Here is a 14,949-nt window from a genome sequence, read left to right on the forward strand (position 1 = left end):
AACCGCTTTTACTGAAGGAGTGTATCCATGACTTACTTTTGCGTCATCTGCGGCGAAGAGTTATCGCAGGTAGATATTACCGCGATTTGTACATTTTGCCAGCAGGAAAAGCCGGCACTCTATTTATGCCCCAAGGGCCATTTTACTTGCGATGACTGTCAGTTGGCCGATTGGCCCGAGGTGGTTAAGCGTGTATGTGAAGGCTCCCGGGAGAAAGATCCGGCAAAAATTGCAAATTTAATCATGAAACACCCCATGTCCATCATGCACAGCCCTCAGCATCATATCCTTATTCCGGCTGTGGTATTATCGGCATTGAGGAATACGGGGATTCGCCCCTTGAATCCAGGTCGACTCGAGTCAGCCATAGAGCGAACCAAAGGTATTCCTCTGGGAGTGTGTGGAACACGCGGGGAATGCGGTGCCGCCATCGGAGCAGGAACGGTTGTCTCCATATTGACCGGGGCAACGTTTACAAAAGATCGGGAACGCTCGTTAGCCTTACGAGCCTCCGCAGAGGCTTTAATGGCTATTGCGGAGGCGGGAGGACCCCGCTGCTGCAAGCAAAGCGTCTATCTTACGCTTGAGGTGGTTTCTCATTTTCTCCAGAGAGAATTGAATATTCCTCTCTCCACAGCACCCCAGTGTGATTTTTACCGGCGGAATCCAGAATGTAAAAAGGAACGGTGCAAGTATTATGTCTCCTGAGTGGCGTTTACTTCAGGATGATATTCATGAGGCGCGACATCATTTTGCCGTCGAAGAGGCTATTGCGCGGCTGTTAGATGAAGGAAAAAGTCCCTCAACCTTACGGTTAAGGCGAGTGTATCCAGCCGTATTCGTTGGTGTGCATCAGAATACCTGGGCAGAAGTGGACGTGGAGTACTGCCGTGCCCATGGCATCCAGATTGTACGCCGGATGAATGGCGGCGGTGCTGTTTACCATGAGATGGGAAGTTTTTGTTATTCGGCATTTTTCCCAAGAGAATTCTTTCCTCAAAGTGACACCGAGTTATACCGTCTGTTTGCTAATCCAATCATTCGCACCTGCGCAGATTACGGGATCATTGCTCATTTTGGCGGAAGAAATGACGTACTGGTTGGCGAGCGCAAAATTTACGGCTCCGCACAGTTCTCTTGCTATCGAGCCTTTGTTCAAAGCGGGACATTTCTGGTACAAATGAATTTTGAGGCAATGGAACGAGCCTTAAAACCCCCAAAAGTTAAATTTGCAGGCAAAACCGCTCAATCCATCCGCGAACGGGTGACTTCTCTGACGCAAGAAACCAGACGTGCCATAGATGTTTCAGAGGTAATGGATCGCTTTGTAACACATTTTTCCGAGATATTCGGGATAAAACTTGTACCTGGAACCTTATCTCCAGAGGAAGAAAAACTTGCTCTCGATCTATTTAAGGTAAAGTACAATACAGATGCATGGAACTTTGGTTCTCCTCTTCAATATCAAATTACCGTTGCCGAACGGGCAGAAGAAGGGGTAGTTGTGGTCTCTGCTGATATAGAAGGAGAGAAGATACAAAAAATCGCTATTACAGGGGACTTTTTACTGGGTTTTCGCAAACCGCTGGAAGAACTGGAACTCTCTTTGACAGACAAGTCCGTTTCAGAAGCCCAAACTCTGATTCAACATTCCGCTTTACCCTCTGGAATGCGAGCGACCCTGATCAATCTTATCCACAAAATAGACCGGGAAATGAAAGAAGTTTCTTCTACTCGAAAACAGGAGGATACACATGGACAAAATTGTTAAAGTAGAAGTGCTCATTGCTACTCCCCCTACACGCAAATGCGAACAAACGCTTGAGGTCCTCAGAGAAATTGTTCGCCGTTACCCGGAAGAAACCCGTCTGGTCGTTTTTCGCCGGGGGATTGATTTTGTCCCCGAAGAATTACAGATGAGAGAATATGTTTCCGAAGAGGATTGCCAGCCCAAAGAAGCCAGTTTGCAAATGCGCACGCTCATCACAAAGGGAAGAGCCGTGCCAACTGTCGTAATTGACGGCGAACTGTTCTCCACATTTGAAGTTCCCAGTTTGGAGGACGTTGAAAAAAAGGTGCAGGAAATTCTTGGAAAATCCGGGGAATGAGAGAATGCTGCAAATCCTCTCCCGGAAAACAATCGATCATCCCAGGGAACGGTTTGATTGACGGGTATCCCTTTTCCTTGCTAAAATCCCATAACCTGCTATCATCGCAGAATTTCGTTAAGGAATATTGAATGAAGATCTTGCCCAGATTGAAGCGTAATCCCAGACTCGGGATAGTCCTTCTTGCTTTTATTGCCTTTATCGCCTTAGGTTTGCCTGATGGCTTGCTCGGAGTCGGCTGGCCCTCCATCCGCAACAGTTTTTCTATTCCTCTGGATTCTATTGGAATGCTCCTGACAGCATCCGTTGCCGGATACATGGCATCCAGTTTCATGAGCGGTGTCATGCTTTCTCGCCTGGGCGTTGGAAAAGTCCTTGCCCTCAGTTGCTTCCTTACCGGTCTGGCTTTAATCGGTTATACGCTGGTTCCCGAATGGTGGATGATGGTCTTGCTTGGCGTGATTGCCGGTCTGGGTGCCGGGGCAATTGATGCAGGGCTGAACACCTATGTTGCCGCCCATTTTGGCGAGGGCTTAATGCAGTGGTTGCACGCCAGTTGGGGCGTAGGCATCACCACAGGGCCGATTATCATGACTCTGGGCTTAAGCACCCTGGAGACCTGGCGATTTGGTTACTGGGTCGTGGGCGGTTTTCAAATGGCTCTGGCAGTCGGGTTTGTGTTGACCCTGCCCATGTGGAACCGGAGTCACGGCGAGCCATCCACCCACGAACAAGTTCAGCCAGAAAAGAGGCTTACTGATTACCAGACTCCCATCTCTGAAACACTGCGCAAGTCCTCTGTGTGGTTGAGCGTGTTATTGTTCTTCCTGTATGTGGGGGCAGAAAACTCACTGGGAACCTGGACCTATACCCTGTTGACCGAATCTCGCGGGGTGGATCAAACCCTGGCAGGCTTCTTTGCCGGCAGTTACTGGTTCACCTTTACCATTGGACGCATTCTTGCGGGAGTTGTTGCTCATCGAGTGGGAATCCATAAACTGGTGCTGGGAGGGGTAAGCGGAGCTTTGCTGGGAGCCGCTTTACTCATCTGGAATCCTGCAGAAATTGCCAATGTAATCGCCGTGGCAATGATTGGGATTTCCATTGCGCCAATTTTTCCTGCCATGATGTCCGGCACCAGAATTCGGGTAGGTGATCAACACGCTGCCAATACCATTGGTCTGCAAATGGCAGCCACGGGCTTTGGCATTGCTGTCATTCCCTCCACCATGGGCATACTGGCACGGCGCATCTCCCTAGAAGTGATCCCCGTTTATCTGCTTGTGGTGTATCTGGCTTTACTGGGAGTATATCTTCTGGCAATGAAACCCGAAAAAGCCCCTGCGTCAGAGAATCCCGTCACCCCCATGTCCGGATGAATAAATAAAAAGGCAGTCTTTTTTTCAGACTGCCTTTTGTTTCCAGTCGCGGGGAGTGGATTCGAACCACTGACCTCCGGGTTATGAGGATTAAAGCCCCCAGACTTTTACAGGTGAGGCGCGCTGATGTACACCCTCTATATCTGTTTGAGCAATTGCCAGGTATCTACGAACCATATCCAAGGTTTCATGCCCTAAAATTGCTTGCAGTGTAAAAACGTCTCCACCGTTTCTCAAGAAATTTATTGCGAAAGTATGTCGGAATCGGTGAGGATGAGCATCGTTTACACCAGCCCGGTCACCAATTCGCCGAATAATCAATCTGAGTGCGTCTCGGCTAAGAACATTCCCTTGCTCTGTTTTGAATACATATTTCTCCCTGTCTTTTTGCTCTCCTACATAGTCGCACAGCGCAGAGCGGGTTGTTTCTGAAATCGGCACCAAGCGATCCTTTGAGCCTTTTCCGTGTATATAAATTCCGCTTGGTTTGATATCTTTTACCTTTATTCCACATAATTCAGATGCTCTGATCCCGGTATCTAACAGCAATAAAATGATTGCCCTATCTCGCACACCGGTCTTCAAGCGATTACGACAAGCACGTTTTTCCGGACGAGTGTATTCCTTTGAGGTATCGGTAGATGCAAGCATATTCATAATTTGATCACGGGTGAAAGGGAGAATGGGGCGCTTTTCAGGTTTGGGGGGCTTGATCTGGCGAATAATGTGAACTGTGCAATATCCCATTTCAACCGCCCATGTCCAGAGAGAAGAAAGAGCTGTGTAAATGTTTTTGACTCTTTTTTTTGACAAATCGAGTGATGCCAAATAATGGGCAATTGTCTTTCCTTCAAAATGATCTATGTCAAAATCACCAATTTCCCTATTAAATCGCCGCAGGACGGTTTCATAATCCAGCAAAGTCCAACGGCTCAGACGCTGAGCTCGCTTAAACTCCAAAAACTCGTCAATGCAAGAAGACAGCAAAGGCATATTTCCAACCTCCGTGACTGGTATGATGTTTGTTATTGTTTTGGTTTGGTAGAGATTGGATTTTGCCATTTTCCACCCTTCAAAATGACATCAGATTCGCCAGTAATTTGCTATACTTATTTCCAGTAAAACAAATCCAGCCCCGCCGCTGGCTACGGCGAGGCTGGAGTGGCAACGCGGTTGCGGCGCGTTGCGGCAGAATCCAGCATAACAAACTTTTGCCGCCCGCGCAAATAACCCGTTTGCCGCGGGCGGAGTTTGTTTGATCTTGTTAAGGGAAAATGCTATGGCAAACAACAGAAATGTTCATGTTGTCCCAAAAGGTAATCAATGGGCTGTTAAAAAAGAGGGAAACAAACGCGCTACGTCAATTCATCAGCGAAAAGAAAAGGCAGAAAAACGAGGTCGTGAGGAAGCAAAAAAAGAGCATTCCGAACTGATCATTCATCGGAAAGACGGCACCATACAAGGTAAAGATAGTTATGGTTATGATCCAAACCCACCCAAGGATAGCAAACCTTAGGAATGCCTCTCAACGAATCGGATACCCGCGCTCAACTGATTGATCCTTTGCTCCATCGCGCTGGCTGGACACGCAGCCAGGTGACGCGCGAGCATTATTACCGACCGGACTGGCAGTACGCGCCAGGACGAGTGGTATTGCGCGGCGGTCGGGCTGAACGCGAAAAACCGCGAGTCATGGATTATCTCCTGCGCTATACGGATGCTTTCCCGATTGCGGTGGTGGAAGCCAAAGCCGAAGATATGCCAGCCAACGCCGGGTTAGAACAAGCCAAGCGTTACGCACGAGAGAACAATCTCATGTTTGCGTATGCCACCAATGGACATGAGATTATCGAATGGGATGGATTCAGCGATACCACTCGCATCCTTACAGAATTTCCTTCCCCCGATGAATTGTGGAATCGCTGGGCGTTGAACACTGGCATTCACTCACCGCAGGAGGTGGAAAAGCGAATTGGCGAATTGCGCCCGCGTTACGATGCCGCAGTTGCCGCAGCCCGACAACGCACCCCCCTGTTGCACCCCTATGCGCCACCGAGTCTGACCCACGGTAGCGAACCACGCTACTTCCAGGAGGCTGCCATTCGAGAAACACTGGTACGCATCATGCGAGGGCAGAGACGCATCTTGCTGACCATGGCTACCGGTACGGGAAAAACCTTCACCGCCATGCAAATTGTGTGGAAGCTGATCAAGTCAGGCTGGCTGCATCAGCAAAGAGGGCGCTCCGGCAAGGTGCTATTCCTTGCCGACCGTGAGGTGTTACGCAATCAGGCTTATAATGCCTTCAGCCCTTTTGCCGGTGATCATGGAGATCCACGCTTCATGCTGGATGGCAAACGCCGTTTGAGTTTGCAACACGATTTGTACTTTGGTATTTACCAGACGCTCTGGGCGCAGGATCCCCAGGGAAAGCGTCTGTTTGAAAAATTCCCGCGCGACTTTTTCGATATGGTTATCATTGATGAAGCCCACCGTTCGGGTTTTGGAACCTGGAAAGAGATTCTGGATCACTTTGAAAGTGCCATCCACCTGGGAATGACTGCCACCCCCAAGCAAGATGAAAATGTGGACACCTACGCCTACTTCTGTGCCGAGGAACCAGCCATTCCCATTGATGAACAGGACCCCTCCAAAGGTCTTATTCATAAGCCAGCCTATACCTACAGTTTGGGTCAGGGAATCGAAGACGGTTTTCTGGCTACCTACAAAGTACACCGCGTGCTCAGCAGTGTGGATAAAAGCGGTTTACGAATTTCACAGGTTGTGGAGCAGGGCGCCGAACTGATTGTTCCAGAAGATGCCGAATTGCGTGAGGAGTATCACACCCCCAACTTCGAACGCGAGATCCGTTTGCCCGATCGCACCCAGACGCTGGTCAAACATCTGGCAAATTTGCTGCGTCAGTTTGGACCCCTGCACAAGACGATGGTCTTTTGTGTGGATATGGAACATGCCCAGGAAGTTGCCCGCCTGCTGAATAATGAATTTGCCGATTTGGGGCTGGGTGAAAATTACGCCGTGCCAATTGTTAGTGAAGAGGGCGAACATGCTCAGCGCTGGCTCAACCAGTTTCAGGATAGCGACCGCAGAACGCCGGTGGTGGCAACCACTGCCGAACTCCTCTCCACCGGAGTAGATGTGCCAGCCTGCCGCAACATTGTCTTCCTGAAAACCATCTCGTCCCCCATTCTCTTCAAACAAATCATCGGACGCGGCAGCCGCCTGGACCCGGCAACCGGTAAACTGTGGTTCCGTATCATTGATTACACCAACGCCACCCGCCTGCTCGACCCGCGCTGGGACTGCCCGCCCCGACCGATTGAAACCGCTCGCCCTATCAGCACTCAAACGGGCATCTTGCAGGGCACGGTACGTCTGGCAGATAGTGGGGAAATCCTTCAGGGTGCAAGTGTGGCTGTCATGGCAGCGCCCAATGACCAGCGCGGACCCATCCTGACCGATGAGCAGGGTAAATACCGCTTCGAAGGACTGCCAGTGGGGGAAGTAACGGTTGTCGCATATGGACCGCGCCTGAAACGCCAGCAAAAGACCATCACCACGCAGGATGGTGTTCCCGTTACCGTTGATTTTGACCTCGCTCCGCTGGCAGAAGGAGAGCACCGCCAGATTGTCGTCAGAAATTTAGAGGTGACGATTGCCGAGGAAGCCACCTTCTTTGTCGCAGGGCTGAGCGAGCCGCTGACGTTGGAACAATATGTGGATTATTCTCGCCAGAAGACGCTGGAATTACTGCCCGGTTGGGAACTGCTGGTACAGGCATGGCAGGAGGAAAACCAGAGACAAGAAATCAAGCGGAAGCTGGAACATAGCAATGTTTATCCGGAAGTGCTGGCAGAGGTGCTGAACCAACAGCAAGCGGATACTTTTGATGTCCTGGCATATGTGGCGTTTGGACGCCAGCCCATTCCGACCCGTGAGGAGCGGTTACGCACCTTTGTACAGCGCCACGCCGACTGGTTGAACGCTTTTTCGCCTTTGCAGCGCCAGATCATCGCAGCCCTGCTGGAGCAGTACCGGAATAGCGGGGTAGATGAGATTGCCAACCCACGTGTCTTTCGTCTGCCCGCTTTCAGAACCTGGGGCGGGTTGAATGGTATCAGCCAGCAGTTTGGCGGTGATCAATCCCTGCGCCAGATTGTGTTGGAACTTCAACGTCGTTTGTACCCATAAATCAAAACCTGACAAGGACTCCTTATGGCAAACAATCACCGAATCAACGACAACCTGAGCACCGAGATGTGGCGCGCCTGCGACATCCTGCGCCGCGACAACAACGTGGGCGGGGTGATGCAGTACACCGAACATCTTGCCTGGTTGTTGTTTCTCAAGTTTTTCGATCAGGAAGAAAAAAGACGGGCGCGCGAAGCCGCCTTCCGCGGCGAATCCTATACGCCTATCCTTCCGGCTGATCTGGCGTGGGATGCCTGGGCAAACCCGGAAGCCCTGGGGAAATGGGACTCCAGCAAGGGTGAGCTGGTCACCTTTGTGCGCGCCCGGCTGCTGCCGGGGTTGGCGAGCTTGAATGGTTCACCACTGGCAGAGTCCATCGCGAAACTTTTTTCTGATGAGAGCATGGGTAATCAAGCGGTGGTGCGCAACGTGCCTGTCTGCGCTTCGGATTACAACCTCAAGGATGTGCTGACCATCATCAACGAGATTGACTTCGAGCGTGACGATGACTTCTTCACCATCACCCGCTTTTACGAAGACCTGCTGGCGCGGATGGGGCAGGAGAATCAAATCGCTGGCGAATTTCACACCCCCCGTCCAATCATCCGCTTCATGGTAGAGGTCATTGACCCGCACATAGGCGAAACAGTGTACGACCCCGCTTGTGGTTCGGCGGGTTTTCTGGCGCAAGCCTACCTGCATATGGAAAAGCAAGCCCGCACCCTGGAAGAAGCCGAAATCCTGCAGCAGCGCACCTTTTACGGGCAGGAGAAGAAAGCCCTGGCAGCCCTGCTGGGGACGATGAACCTCGTCCTGCATGGCATTACCACCCCCAATATTACCCGCCGCAACACGCTGGAAGAAGATGTTAAAACAAGCGTTACCGAGCGCTTTGATATTGTTCTGACCAATCCACCCTTTGGCGGCAAGGAAGGACGTCACATTCAGGAAAATTTCCCCGTCCGCAGCAATGCCACCGAACTGCTCTTTCTCCAGCACATTCTCAAAAAGTTGAAGCAAGCCCCCAATGCCCGCGCGGCGGTTGTCGTTCCCGAAGGGACGCTCTTCCGCGGCGGAGCGTTCGCCGAGGTCAAGAAAACGCTGTTAGAGGATTTTCACCTGTCTGCGGTGGTCAGCCTGCCGCCGGGGGCTTTTGCGCCTTATTCGGACGTAAAAACCGCGTTGCTGTTCTTTGAGCGCGCGCAAGGCGTGCTGGAACGCAACCCTCTGGCGCACAACGAGACCTGGTACTACGAACTGCTCCTGCCCGCTGGATTGAAGAAGTTCAGCAAGGGAAGCCCGATTCTGGACGAGCATTTTGACGAAGCCCGCCGCCTGTGGGCGCAGTGGCGCGCTTACCTGCACGGCGAATGCCAGCGCCCCTTCCCTACCGCCGCCGAAGCCCGCCAGCAAAGCCGCAACGGCGAAACCCCGCGGGCGTGGGTGGAAACGCTCGACGACCTGCGCGAGCGCAACTACGACCTGAGCGCCCGCAACCCCTACCAGAACGAACGCGCCGCCCTGCCGCGCCCTGCCGAACTGACCGCCCGCCTGCTGGAACGCCAGCGCGAGGTGCAGGCTGCGTTGGAACGCCTGCACGCCCTGGTAAGCAATGGAGAGGAGGAATAATGGAACGCTGGGAATTGCCGAAAGGGTGGGCGTGGAAGAAACTTAAGACCCTGATAACGGTAATTTATGGCAAAGGCTTATCAGAGAAACTGCGACTAGGCGGAAATGTGCCTGTCTATGGCGCAAACGGTGTTGTGGGCTTCCATAACGCATCAATTACAAAAGGCCAAACGATCGTAATCGGTCGCAAAGGTTCTGCTGGAGCAGTTAACTGGAGCGAGATAGCTTGTTGGCCAATTGATACCACATTTTTTATTGATGAATTTCCAGAAATCCTTTACCCTAAATTTCTTTACCAATTTTTGCGAAGTCAACAAATCGATCGCTTACAACAATCTGCCGCAATTCCGGGCTTAAACCGCGATGTTTTGTATAGTGTAGAAGTCCCCATCCCATACCCCGACGACCCCGCCCGTTCGCTGGCAGAACAGCGCCGCATCGTGGCGCGGCTGGAGGCGCTGCTGGGCGAAGTGCGCACCCTGCGCGAAGAAGTCCAATCCATGCGCCGCGACCTGGCGCAGGTGATGGAATCCGCCCTGGCGGAAGTATTCCCCGATCCACAGGGGGAGGTGAAGGAGGGATGGGGGTGGAGGAAACTCAAAGAAATTGCTCGTGAAGATTCGCAACAAATTATCCCCACTGATTATCCAGAGCAAGAGTTTAATTACTGGGGTTTAGACACTATAGCTAAAAATCAGATAGAAGAACCTTCACCTAATTTTGTTCTTGGCTCTACTATTCAGAGCACATGTGTAAAGTTCACTAAAGAGCATGTTTTATACTGTAAATTAAGACCTTATTTGAACAAGGTCGTAGTTCCTTCTTTGGACGGAATTGGTTCTACAGAGTGGATACCATTAAAACCAAATCCAGAGATCATAAAAAGGAGTTTTCTTGCCTTCTTTCTGCGCTCTCCTTATTTTCTTCAATATGCCACATCAAATGTCGCTGGGGCAAGAATGCCAAGAATGTCTAAAAAAGCATTGAAGGAAGCCTTCGTCCCCATCCCATACCCCGACGACCCCGCCCGTTCGCTGGCAGAACAGCGCCGCATCGCCGCCTACCTGGAACGCATCGCTGAAGAGACCCGCGCCATGGACGATTTGCTGGAGCAAGACCTACGCGACCTTGATGCGCTGGAGCAATCCATTCTCGCCGCGGCGTTTCGGGGAGAGGTTTAGGAGGAATCTTTATGAAACTGAGGAAATTATCTATTAATAATTTTCGCGGAATCCACAATTTAGATTGGACAATTAACAGTGATATGGTGTGCTTGATTGGTCCTGGCGATTCCACCAAAAGTACTATTTTGCTGGCTTTGGAATATCTCTTTTCACCAACCTATAATTTGACAATTAGTGATATCGATTTTTACGAAATGAACGTGAGCGATGATAATCCCATTAAGATTGAAGCAATAGTTACTGGCTTTTCTCAACCTTCAGAATCAGATAACAGTTTAATTTCGGAAGATTCCTTTGGATTGGCGCTAGGATTTTGGGATCCTTTAAATCAATGTCTTTCAGATACACAAAAAGAGCATAATGGCACCCCATTTGAACCAGCCTTAAGGATCAGACTGACCATTGGACGAGATTTAGAACCATCCTGGCAGGTTGTGCGACAGGATGGAGAGCCTCTATCCATTTCTGCTGTCGATCGCCGAAAATTAGGCGTAGCCAGTATTGGGCAATATTTTGATAGCGATCTATCTTGGGGACGTAACTCTGCGTTAACTCGTTTGACTCAAAAAGAGGATTTATCAAAAATACCAAAGATACTTGCCGAGTCTGAACGCGAAATACTCACAGCTCTTAGGGTCGCTGACTTAAGCAGTCTTTCAGGTGCAATTGAAACGGCAAATTCTGCAGCAAAATCGATCGGGCTTAATCTTCAACAACTTCAGGCTGGCATACACCCCATGAAGGTAAACTTAAAACAAGGAGCCATATCGCTTTTTGACGGCAATTTACCTTTCTCACTTCGAGGAGAAGGTAGCCGCCGCTTGATGGCTATGGCTATTCACAAAGCATCTGTACCGGAAGGTGCTGTCATTCTGATAGATGAGATTGAAAACAGCCTTGAACCATACCGCCTACGCCATCTGATACGGCAACTGCGTCCCCAAGTTAATGAAAAACATCAGGTAATTTTTACCACTCATTCACCAGTAGCAGTTGTAGAGTGCAACGCTAGTGAACTTTATGTTGTTCGTTCATGTAGCAATGGAGCAATTCGTATTATTCCGATTGGAGAAGAATTACAAGGTTTAGTTAGAAGTATTCCTGAAGCCTTCCTCTGCCGAAAAGTAGTTGTTTGCGAAGGAAAAACAGAAGCGGGTTTCTTGATAGGGTTGGACATGTATTACTGGCAAGAAAAACACAAGAAACCGGGCACTTCTTTTATCTACCTTTCAATGGCTGAGGCTGGTTGTGTACCTATCGAAAGTCCTAAATGTGGTGGGTCTGAAGCTCCTAAATATGCTGTTCATTTGGCAAAACTCGGATATCAGGTTGCTTATTTTGGCGATTCCGACCGTGACTTGAATCCATCCAAGGAAGAAATGGAGCAGAATGGTGTTGAGAAGGTGTTTTTATGGGAAGAGAATCTTGAAATAGAGCGACGCCTTTGTTTAGACCTATCTGATGATGGGTTAAGCAGGTTCATTAAACTAGCAATCTCATTAAGCGATTCAGAACAATCTTTTTGGGATAAATTAAATAGCCCAAAATTTATAGAAAAATGTTGTCAAGCAAGCATTCAAAACAGAATTGATAGTATCGAAGGTTTATTAAGCAAACCTCGAGAAATGATCGGTTGCTTAGCTGACAAGTGTGAATGGTATAAGCGCATGGATAAAGGTAAAGAACTTGGTCGTTTAGTTTCCGAATACTTAGATGAAATGAATGGGAAACCAACCTCGAACCTGTTGTGTGAACTGGAGCGATGGTGTTATGGCGAGTAACTCATTCAACGAAGTAGTAGAGCTATTGGCGAACGCCGATGAGCCAGTTTCCGTGACGGCTGCGGCAGGGTGCGGGAAAACAGAAGCAATTGTTCGCGCAGTAGAAAAATCAAAAGGTAAGCAACTCATCCTTACCCATACTCACGCCGGAGTTGCATCATTAAAATCACGGTTTCGAAAATATCAAATACCCGAATCGAAATATCGTGTTGCTACAATCGCTAGCTGGCTGTTGAAATATGTTTTATCGTACGGTTCAATGTCAGGCTTTAATAACCCAAGACCCCTTAAGAAAGAATGGAGTGAACTTTATCCTGCTGCTGAAAAGTTATTAATATTTCCTTTCATGAAGGAAGTGATTGAATCCAGCTATAACGGGATATTTATTGATGAATATCAAGACTGTACAATAAGTCAACACAACATAGTCAAAAAACTGTGCGAATTTCTCCCCGTTCGTGTTTTAGGGGATCCTCTGCAAGGGATATTTGGTTTTTCTGACGATCCATTGATTAGTTGGGAAGAAGATGTATTACATTTTTTCAGGCAACTTCCCAATCTCATTAAACCGTATCGTTGGGATCGGGATGGTAATAATCCTCTCCTTGGTGAACAATTGGCTGATATCCGGGAAAGACTTGAGAATAACGAAGTAATTGATCTGAGAAACTTTTCGGAAATCAATTGGAATGAATTTTCTGAACAAAATCAAATTAATGAGCTATCAAAAAATTATAATTCTAACTCTATATTAGGAATTCATACTGGAGAATGGATTGATGTAAATAGGAAAAAAACACCTCTAGATCGTCTTACGGCAAGAAAAATGAGGGGAGAATATCAATGTATTGAGGAAATGGATTGTTATTCCATGATGAACTTTGCAAGGGAATTTTATAAATATTCTGGAATTGTTAATAGATTAAGGCAAAGTATAGAAAATTTTTTATTAGAAGGAATTGCTTATAATGATCTTCCTGAAAATTTACAAAATGAAATACAAAGAGTAAGCCGAATTTCCGAAATACCAGAAATCATTGAAATAGCCCTCAAAACCACACCTGTATTTCGGAAAGAACTTTTTAGAGAAATGCAGAATGCAATAAAAAAGCACTCTACCGGGAAATATTCTTCTTTGGAAGAAGCAGCTTATGTGTCTCGCAATCTCACCCGTGTAAATGGAAGAAAGATTGAAGGAAAAATAATCTCACGAACGCTGCTGATTAAGGGACTTGAGTTTGACCATGCTGTTGTCTTAAACGCCAATCTTCTTGACAGAAATAACTTTTATGTAGCAATTACTCGTGGATCAAAATCCCTAACTGTGTTATCTGAGAGTCCCGTTTTTTCTTTTTGATTTTTTTGCTGCGGCATTAAACGAGAAACCACAAGCCGGGCCGTCCAAAAAGTAAGCCGGGCTGGGTAAGCCCGGCTCTGTGACCCGCAGGGGTGTCGCATCAGCCAGCATAAGCGGCGTTGAGCGCCAGAAACGCCCGCGCCATCCGCTGGAGATGGACGTTTTCAGGTTTCCCTTGGGGGTCGAAACCCTTGCCGTCCGTATTGGCGCACCAGCGCACCCAGCCCTGACCGGCGGGGCCGCTGCCCCATACCTCGGCAAGCGTCTTGTCCTTCATCTTGCCGAAGTGGATGACAGTATCGCCGGGGTTGGCCGCTTCACCCTCGCCAGCCTCAGGCTCGGCTGCCGCCGGTGCAGCAGGCTGCGGGACGGGTGCGGGTTTGGGGACACTGACCTTGCCGTTCCCACTGCCGATGGGAAAATCGCGATGCGACCGGAAACCCAAATAGACACTCTCCTGGAAGCCGATGTTCGACACGGCGTTCCCGATGGCATTCGAGAGAGCGCCCTTCATCGCGTAAGCGATGTTGGCATTCTCGCTTGCACCAGTAGCGTGAACAGAGCAGACGGAAGTGGTATTGCCGTCAATCAGCCGGTACCAAAACCGGAGATGGCTGATGATGGCCACATACACGCCGCGCTCGCCGCCCCGTGCGGTTTCCCGGGTTTCGTAGCGGTAGGTCAGGTTTTGGGGGTCGAACTCGTACCCCCAGCCCCAACCGCACAAGCCGAACACATGGTTGAGCGTCTTGCGCATCCAGTTCGGGTCAATGTCGGTCAGGTCGACCGCGCCCGGCAGTGCCTTGTATGCACCGGCGGGCAGCTCCTGATCCAGCAGTTCGATGGCCTGTTCCAGCGAAAAGCCGGTCAGGGTGAAGATATTGGATAGATTGGACATGATAAACCTCCTTTTGTGGTTTTGAACCGCTCCCGTCCACAGCCGGGAGCAAAATGGGTGTTTTGCCCTGCTGCGTCAGGGGAGCCGCCACACGGTCTCGCTCCATCGCCTACCCTGCGGTAAGCAACAGAGGGAGACCGTGCGGCAGGGAGATTTACCATGCCCTTTCGCCGCTTATGCTGTTGTTAACGTGCTACCCCTTGCGGGAAATCACTCCGCCGGACTTGCACCGGCTGAAAGCACTCTGCGGAGTGGAATTTTCGGTATGGCAGGGCTGGGTAGCCCTGCCGGGGTGTTACCCCCCGGATGGGGGGTTACTCGCTCGCCGATGCCTTCATCTGTTCACGCCAGATCAGCTTGAGCAGGGGAGTAACCTGCTTTTCCCAACCTGGCTCGATCTT

General features: G+C 49.6%; 12 protein-coding genes. 10 read left to right on the forward strand and 2 right to left on the reverse strand.

Going from position 1 to position 14,949, the window contains the following annotated elements:
- Window positions 1-27 precede the first annotated feature (27 nt).
- The 4 genes from LHF31_RS10985 (at window position 28) to LHF31_RS11000 (ending at window position 3,487) form a co-directional block, all read left to right on the forward strand.
- Window positions 28-708 (forward strand): DUF5714 domain-containing protein, encoded by a 681-nt coding sequence (locus LHF31_RS10985; RefSeq protein WP_298004823.1) that lies wholly within the window; start codon window positions 28-30, stop codon window positions 706-708.
- The gene (locus tag LHF31_RS10990; RefSeq protein WP_298004827.1) at window positions 647-1,771 is read left to right on the forward strand and encodes a lipoate protein ligase C-terminal domain-containing protein; all 1,125 of its coding nucleotides are present in this window, start codon (window positions 647-649) and stop codon (window positions 1,769-1,771) included. Before LHF31_RS10985 ends, LHF31_RS10990 begins: the two co-directional genes overlap by 62 nt.
- The gene (locus LHF31_RS10995; protein WP_298004830.1) at window positions 1,755-2,108 is read left to right on the forward strand and encodes a hypothetical protein; all 354 of its coding nucleotides are present in this window, start codon (window positions 1,755-1,757) and stop codon (window positions 2,106-2,108) included. The genes LHF31_RS10990 and LHF31_RS10995 overlap by 17 nt, the downstream gene beginning before the upstream one ends.
- 131 nt (window positions 2,109-2,239) lie before the next feature.
- Window positions 2,240-3,487 (forward strand): MFS transporter, encoded by a 1,248-nt coding sequence (locus LHF31_RS11000; RefSeq protein ID WP_298004833.1) that lies wholly within the window; start codon window positions 2,240-2,242, stop codon window positions 3,485-3,487.
- Between the two features lie 90 nt (window positions 3,488-3,577).
- On the opposite strand, the gene LHF31_RS11005 is transcribed toward LHF31_RS11000, so the two are convergent.
- Window positions 3,578-4,549, reverse strand: a complete 972-nt coding sequence (locus LHF31_RS11005) for a tyrosine-type recombinase/integrase (RefSeq protein ID WP_298010019.1) — start codon at window positions 4,547-4,549, stop codon at window positions 3,578-3,580.
- Between the two features lie 217 nt (window positions 4,550-4,766).
- Here LHF31_RS11005 and LHF31_RS11010 point away from each other — a divergent pair, with 217 nt between their 5' ends.
- From LHF31_RS11010 to LHF31_RS11035, 6 genes are read left to right on the forward strand one after another with little or no spacing between them, the layout of a single operon-like run.
- Window positions 4,767-5,003: a DUF2188 domain-containing protein gene (locus LHF31_RS11010; RefSeq protein ID WP_303774219.1), complete on the forward strand. Its 237-nt coding sequence runs from the start codon at window positions 4,767-4,769 to the stop codon at window positions 5,001-5,003.
- 2 nt (window positions 5,004-5,005) lie between these two features.
- A complete protein-coding gene (gene hsdR, locus LHF31_RS11015; protein ID WP_303774220.1) occupies window positions 5,006-7,699 on the forward strand; it encodes an EcoAI/FtnUII family type I restriction enzme subunit R in 2,694 nt (897 codons plus the stop codon).
- A 24-nt stretch (window positions 7,700-7,723) separates the two neighbouring features.
- The gene (locus LHF31_RS11020) at window positions 7,724-9,328 is read left to right on the forward strand and encodes a type I restriction-modification system subunit M (protein ID WP_303774221.1); all 1,605 of its coding nucleotides are present in this window, start codon (window positions 7,724-7,726) and stop codon (window positions 9,326-9,328) included.
- Complete coding sequence (locus LHF31_RS11025; RefSeq protein ID WP_303774222.1) at window positions 9,328-10,509, forward strand: restriction endonuclease subunit S; 1,182 nt, start codon at window positions 9,328-9,330, stop codon at window positions 10,507-10,509. Before LHF31_RS11020 ends, LHF31_RS11025 begins: the two co-directional genes overlap by 1 nt.
- 11 nt (window positions 10,510-10,520) lie before the next feature.
- Window positions 10,521-12,293 carry an ATP-dependent endonuclease gene (locus LHF31_RS11030; RefSeq protein ID WP_303774223.1) on the forward strand — a complete coding sequence of 591 codons (1,773 nt, stop codon included), beginning with the start codon at window positions 10,521-10,523 and terminating at the stop codon, window positions 12,291-12,293.
- Window positions 12,283-13,650 carry a UvrD-helicase domain-containing protein gene (locus tag LHF31_RS11035; RefSeq protein WP_303774224.1) on the forward strand — a complete coding sequence of 456 codons (1,368 nt, stop codon included), beginning with the start codon at window positions 12,283-12,285 and terminating at the stop codon, window positions 13,648-13,650. The genes LHF31_RS11030 and LHF31_RS11035 overlap by 11 nt, the downstream gene beginning before the upstream one ends.
- A gap of 100 nt (window positions 13,651-13,750) precedes the next feature.
- Here LHF31_RS11035 and LHF31_RS11040 read toward each other — a convergent pair whose 3' ends face one another.
- A complete protein-coding gene (locus tag LHF31_RS11040) occupies window positions 13,751-14,548 on the reverse strand; it encodes a hypothetical protein (protein ID WP_298008905.1) in 798 nt (265 codons plus the stop codon).
- Window positions 14,549-14,949: the final 401 nt, after the last annotated feature.

Origin of the sequence: Anaerolinea thermophila, assembly GCF_020723905.1 — a bacterium.
GTDB classification, from domain to species: Bacteria; Chloroflexota; Anaerolineae; order Anaerolineales; family Anaerolineaceae; genus Anaerolinea; species Anaerolinea thermophila_A.

Coding starts and splice junctions, on each gene's coding strand:
- LHF31_RS11035 (WP_303774224.1), top strand. CDS start 12,283: ATGGCGAGTAACTCATTCAACGAAGTAGTAGAGCTATTGGCGAACGCC.
- LHF31_RS11030 (WP_303774223.1), top strand. CDS start 10,521: ATGAAACTGAGGAAATTATCTATTAATAATTTTCGCGGAATCCACAAT.
- LHF31_RS10995 (WP_298004830.1), top strand. CDS start 1,755: ATGGACAAAATTGTTAAAGTAGAAGTGCTCATTGCTACTCCCCCTACA.
- LHF31_RS11010 (WP_303774219.1), top strand. CDS start 4,767: ATGGCAAACAACAGAAATGTTCATGTTGTCCCAAAAGGTAATCAATGG.
- hsdR (WP_303774220.1), top strand. CDS start 5,006: ATGCCTCTCAACGAATCGGATACCCGCGCTCAACTGATTGATCCTTTG.
- LHF31_RS11020 (WP_303774221.1), top strand. CDS start 7,724: ATGGCAAACAATCACCGAATCAACGACAACCTGAGCACCGAGATGTGG.
- LHF31_RS11025 (WP_303774222.1), top strand. CDS start 9,328: ATGGAACGCTGGGAATTGCCGAAAGGGTGGGCGTGGAAGAAACTTAAG.
- LHF31_RS11040 (WP_298008905.1), bottom strand. CDS start 14,548: ATGTCCAATCTATCCAATATCTTCACCCTGACCGGCTTTTCGCTGGAA.
- LHF31_RS11000 (WP_298004833.1), top strand. CDS start 2,240: ATGAAGATCTTGCCCAGATTGAAGCGTAATCCCAGACTCGGGATAGTC.
- LHF31_RS10985 (WP_298004823.1), top strand. CDS start 28: ATGACTTACTTTTGCGTCATCTGCGGCGAAGAGTTATCGCAGGTAGAT.
- LHF31_RS11005 (WP_298010019.1), bottom strand. CDS start 4,549: ATGGCAAAATCCAATCTCTACCAAACCAAAACAATAACAAACATCATA.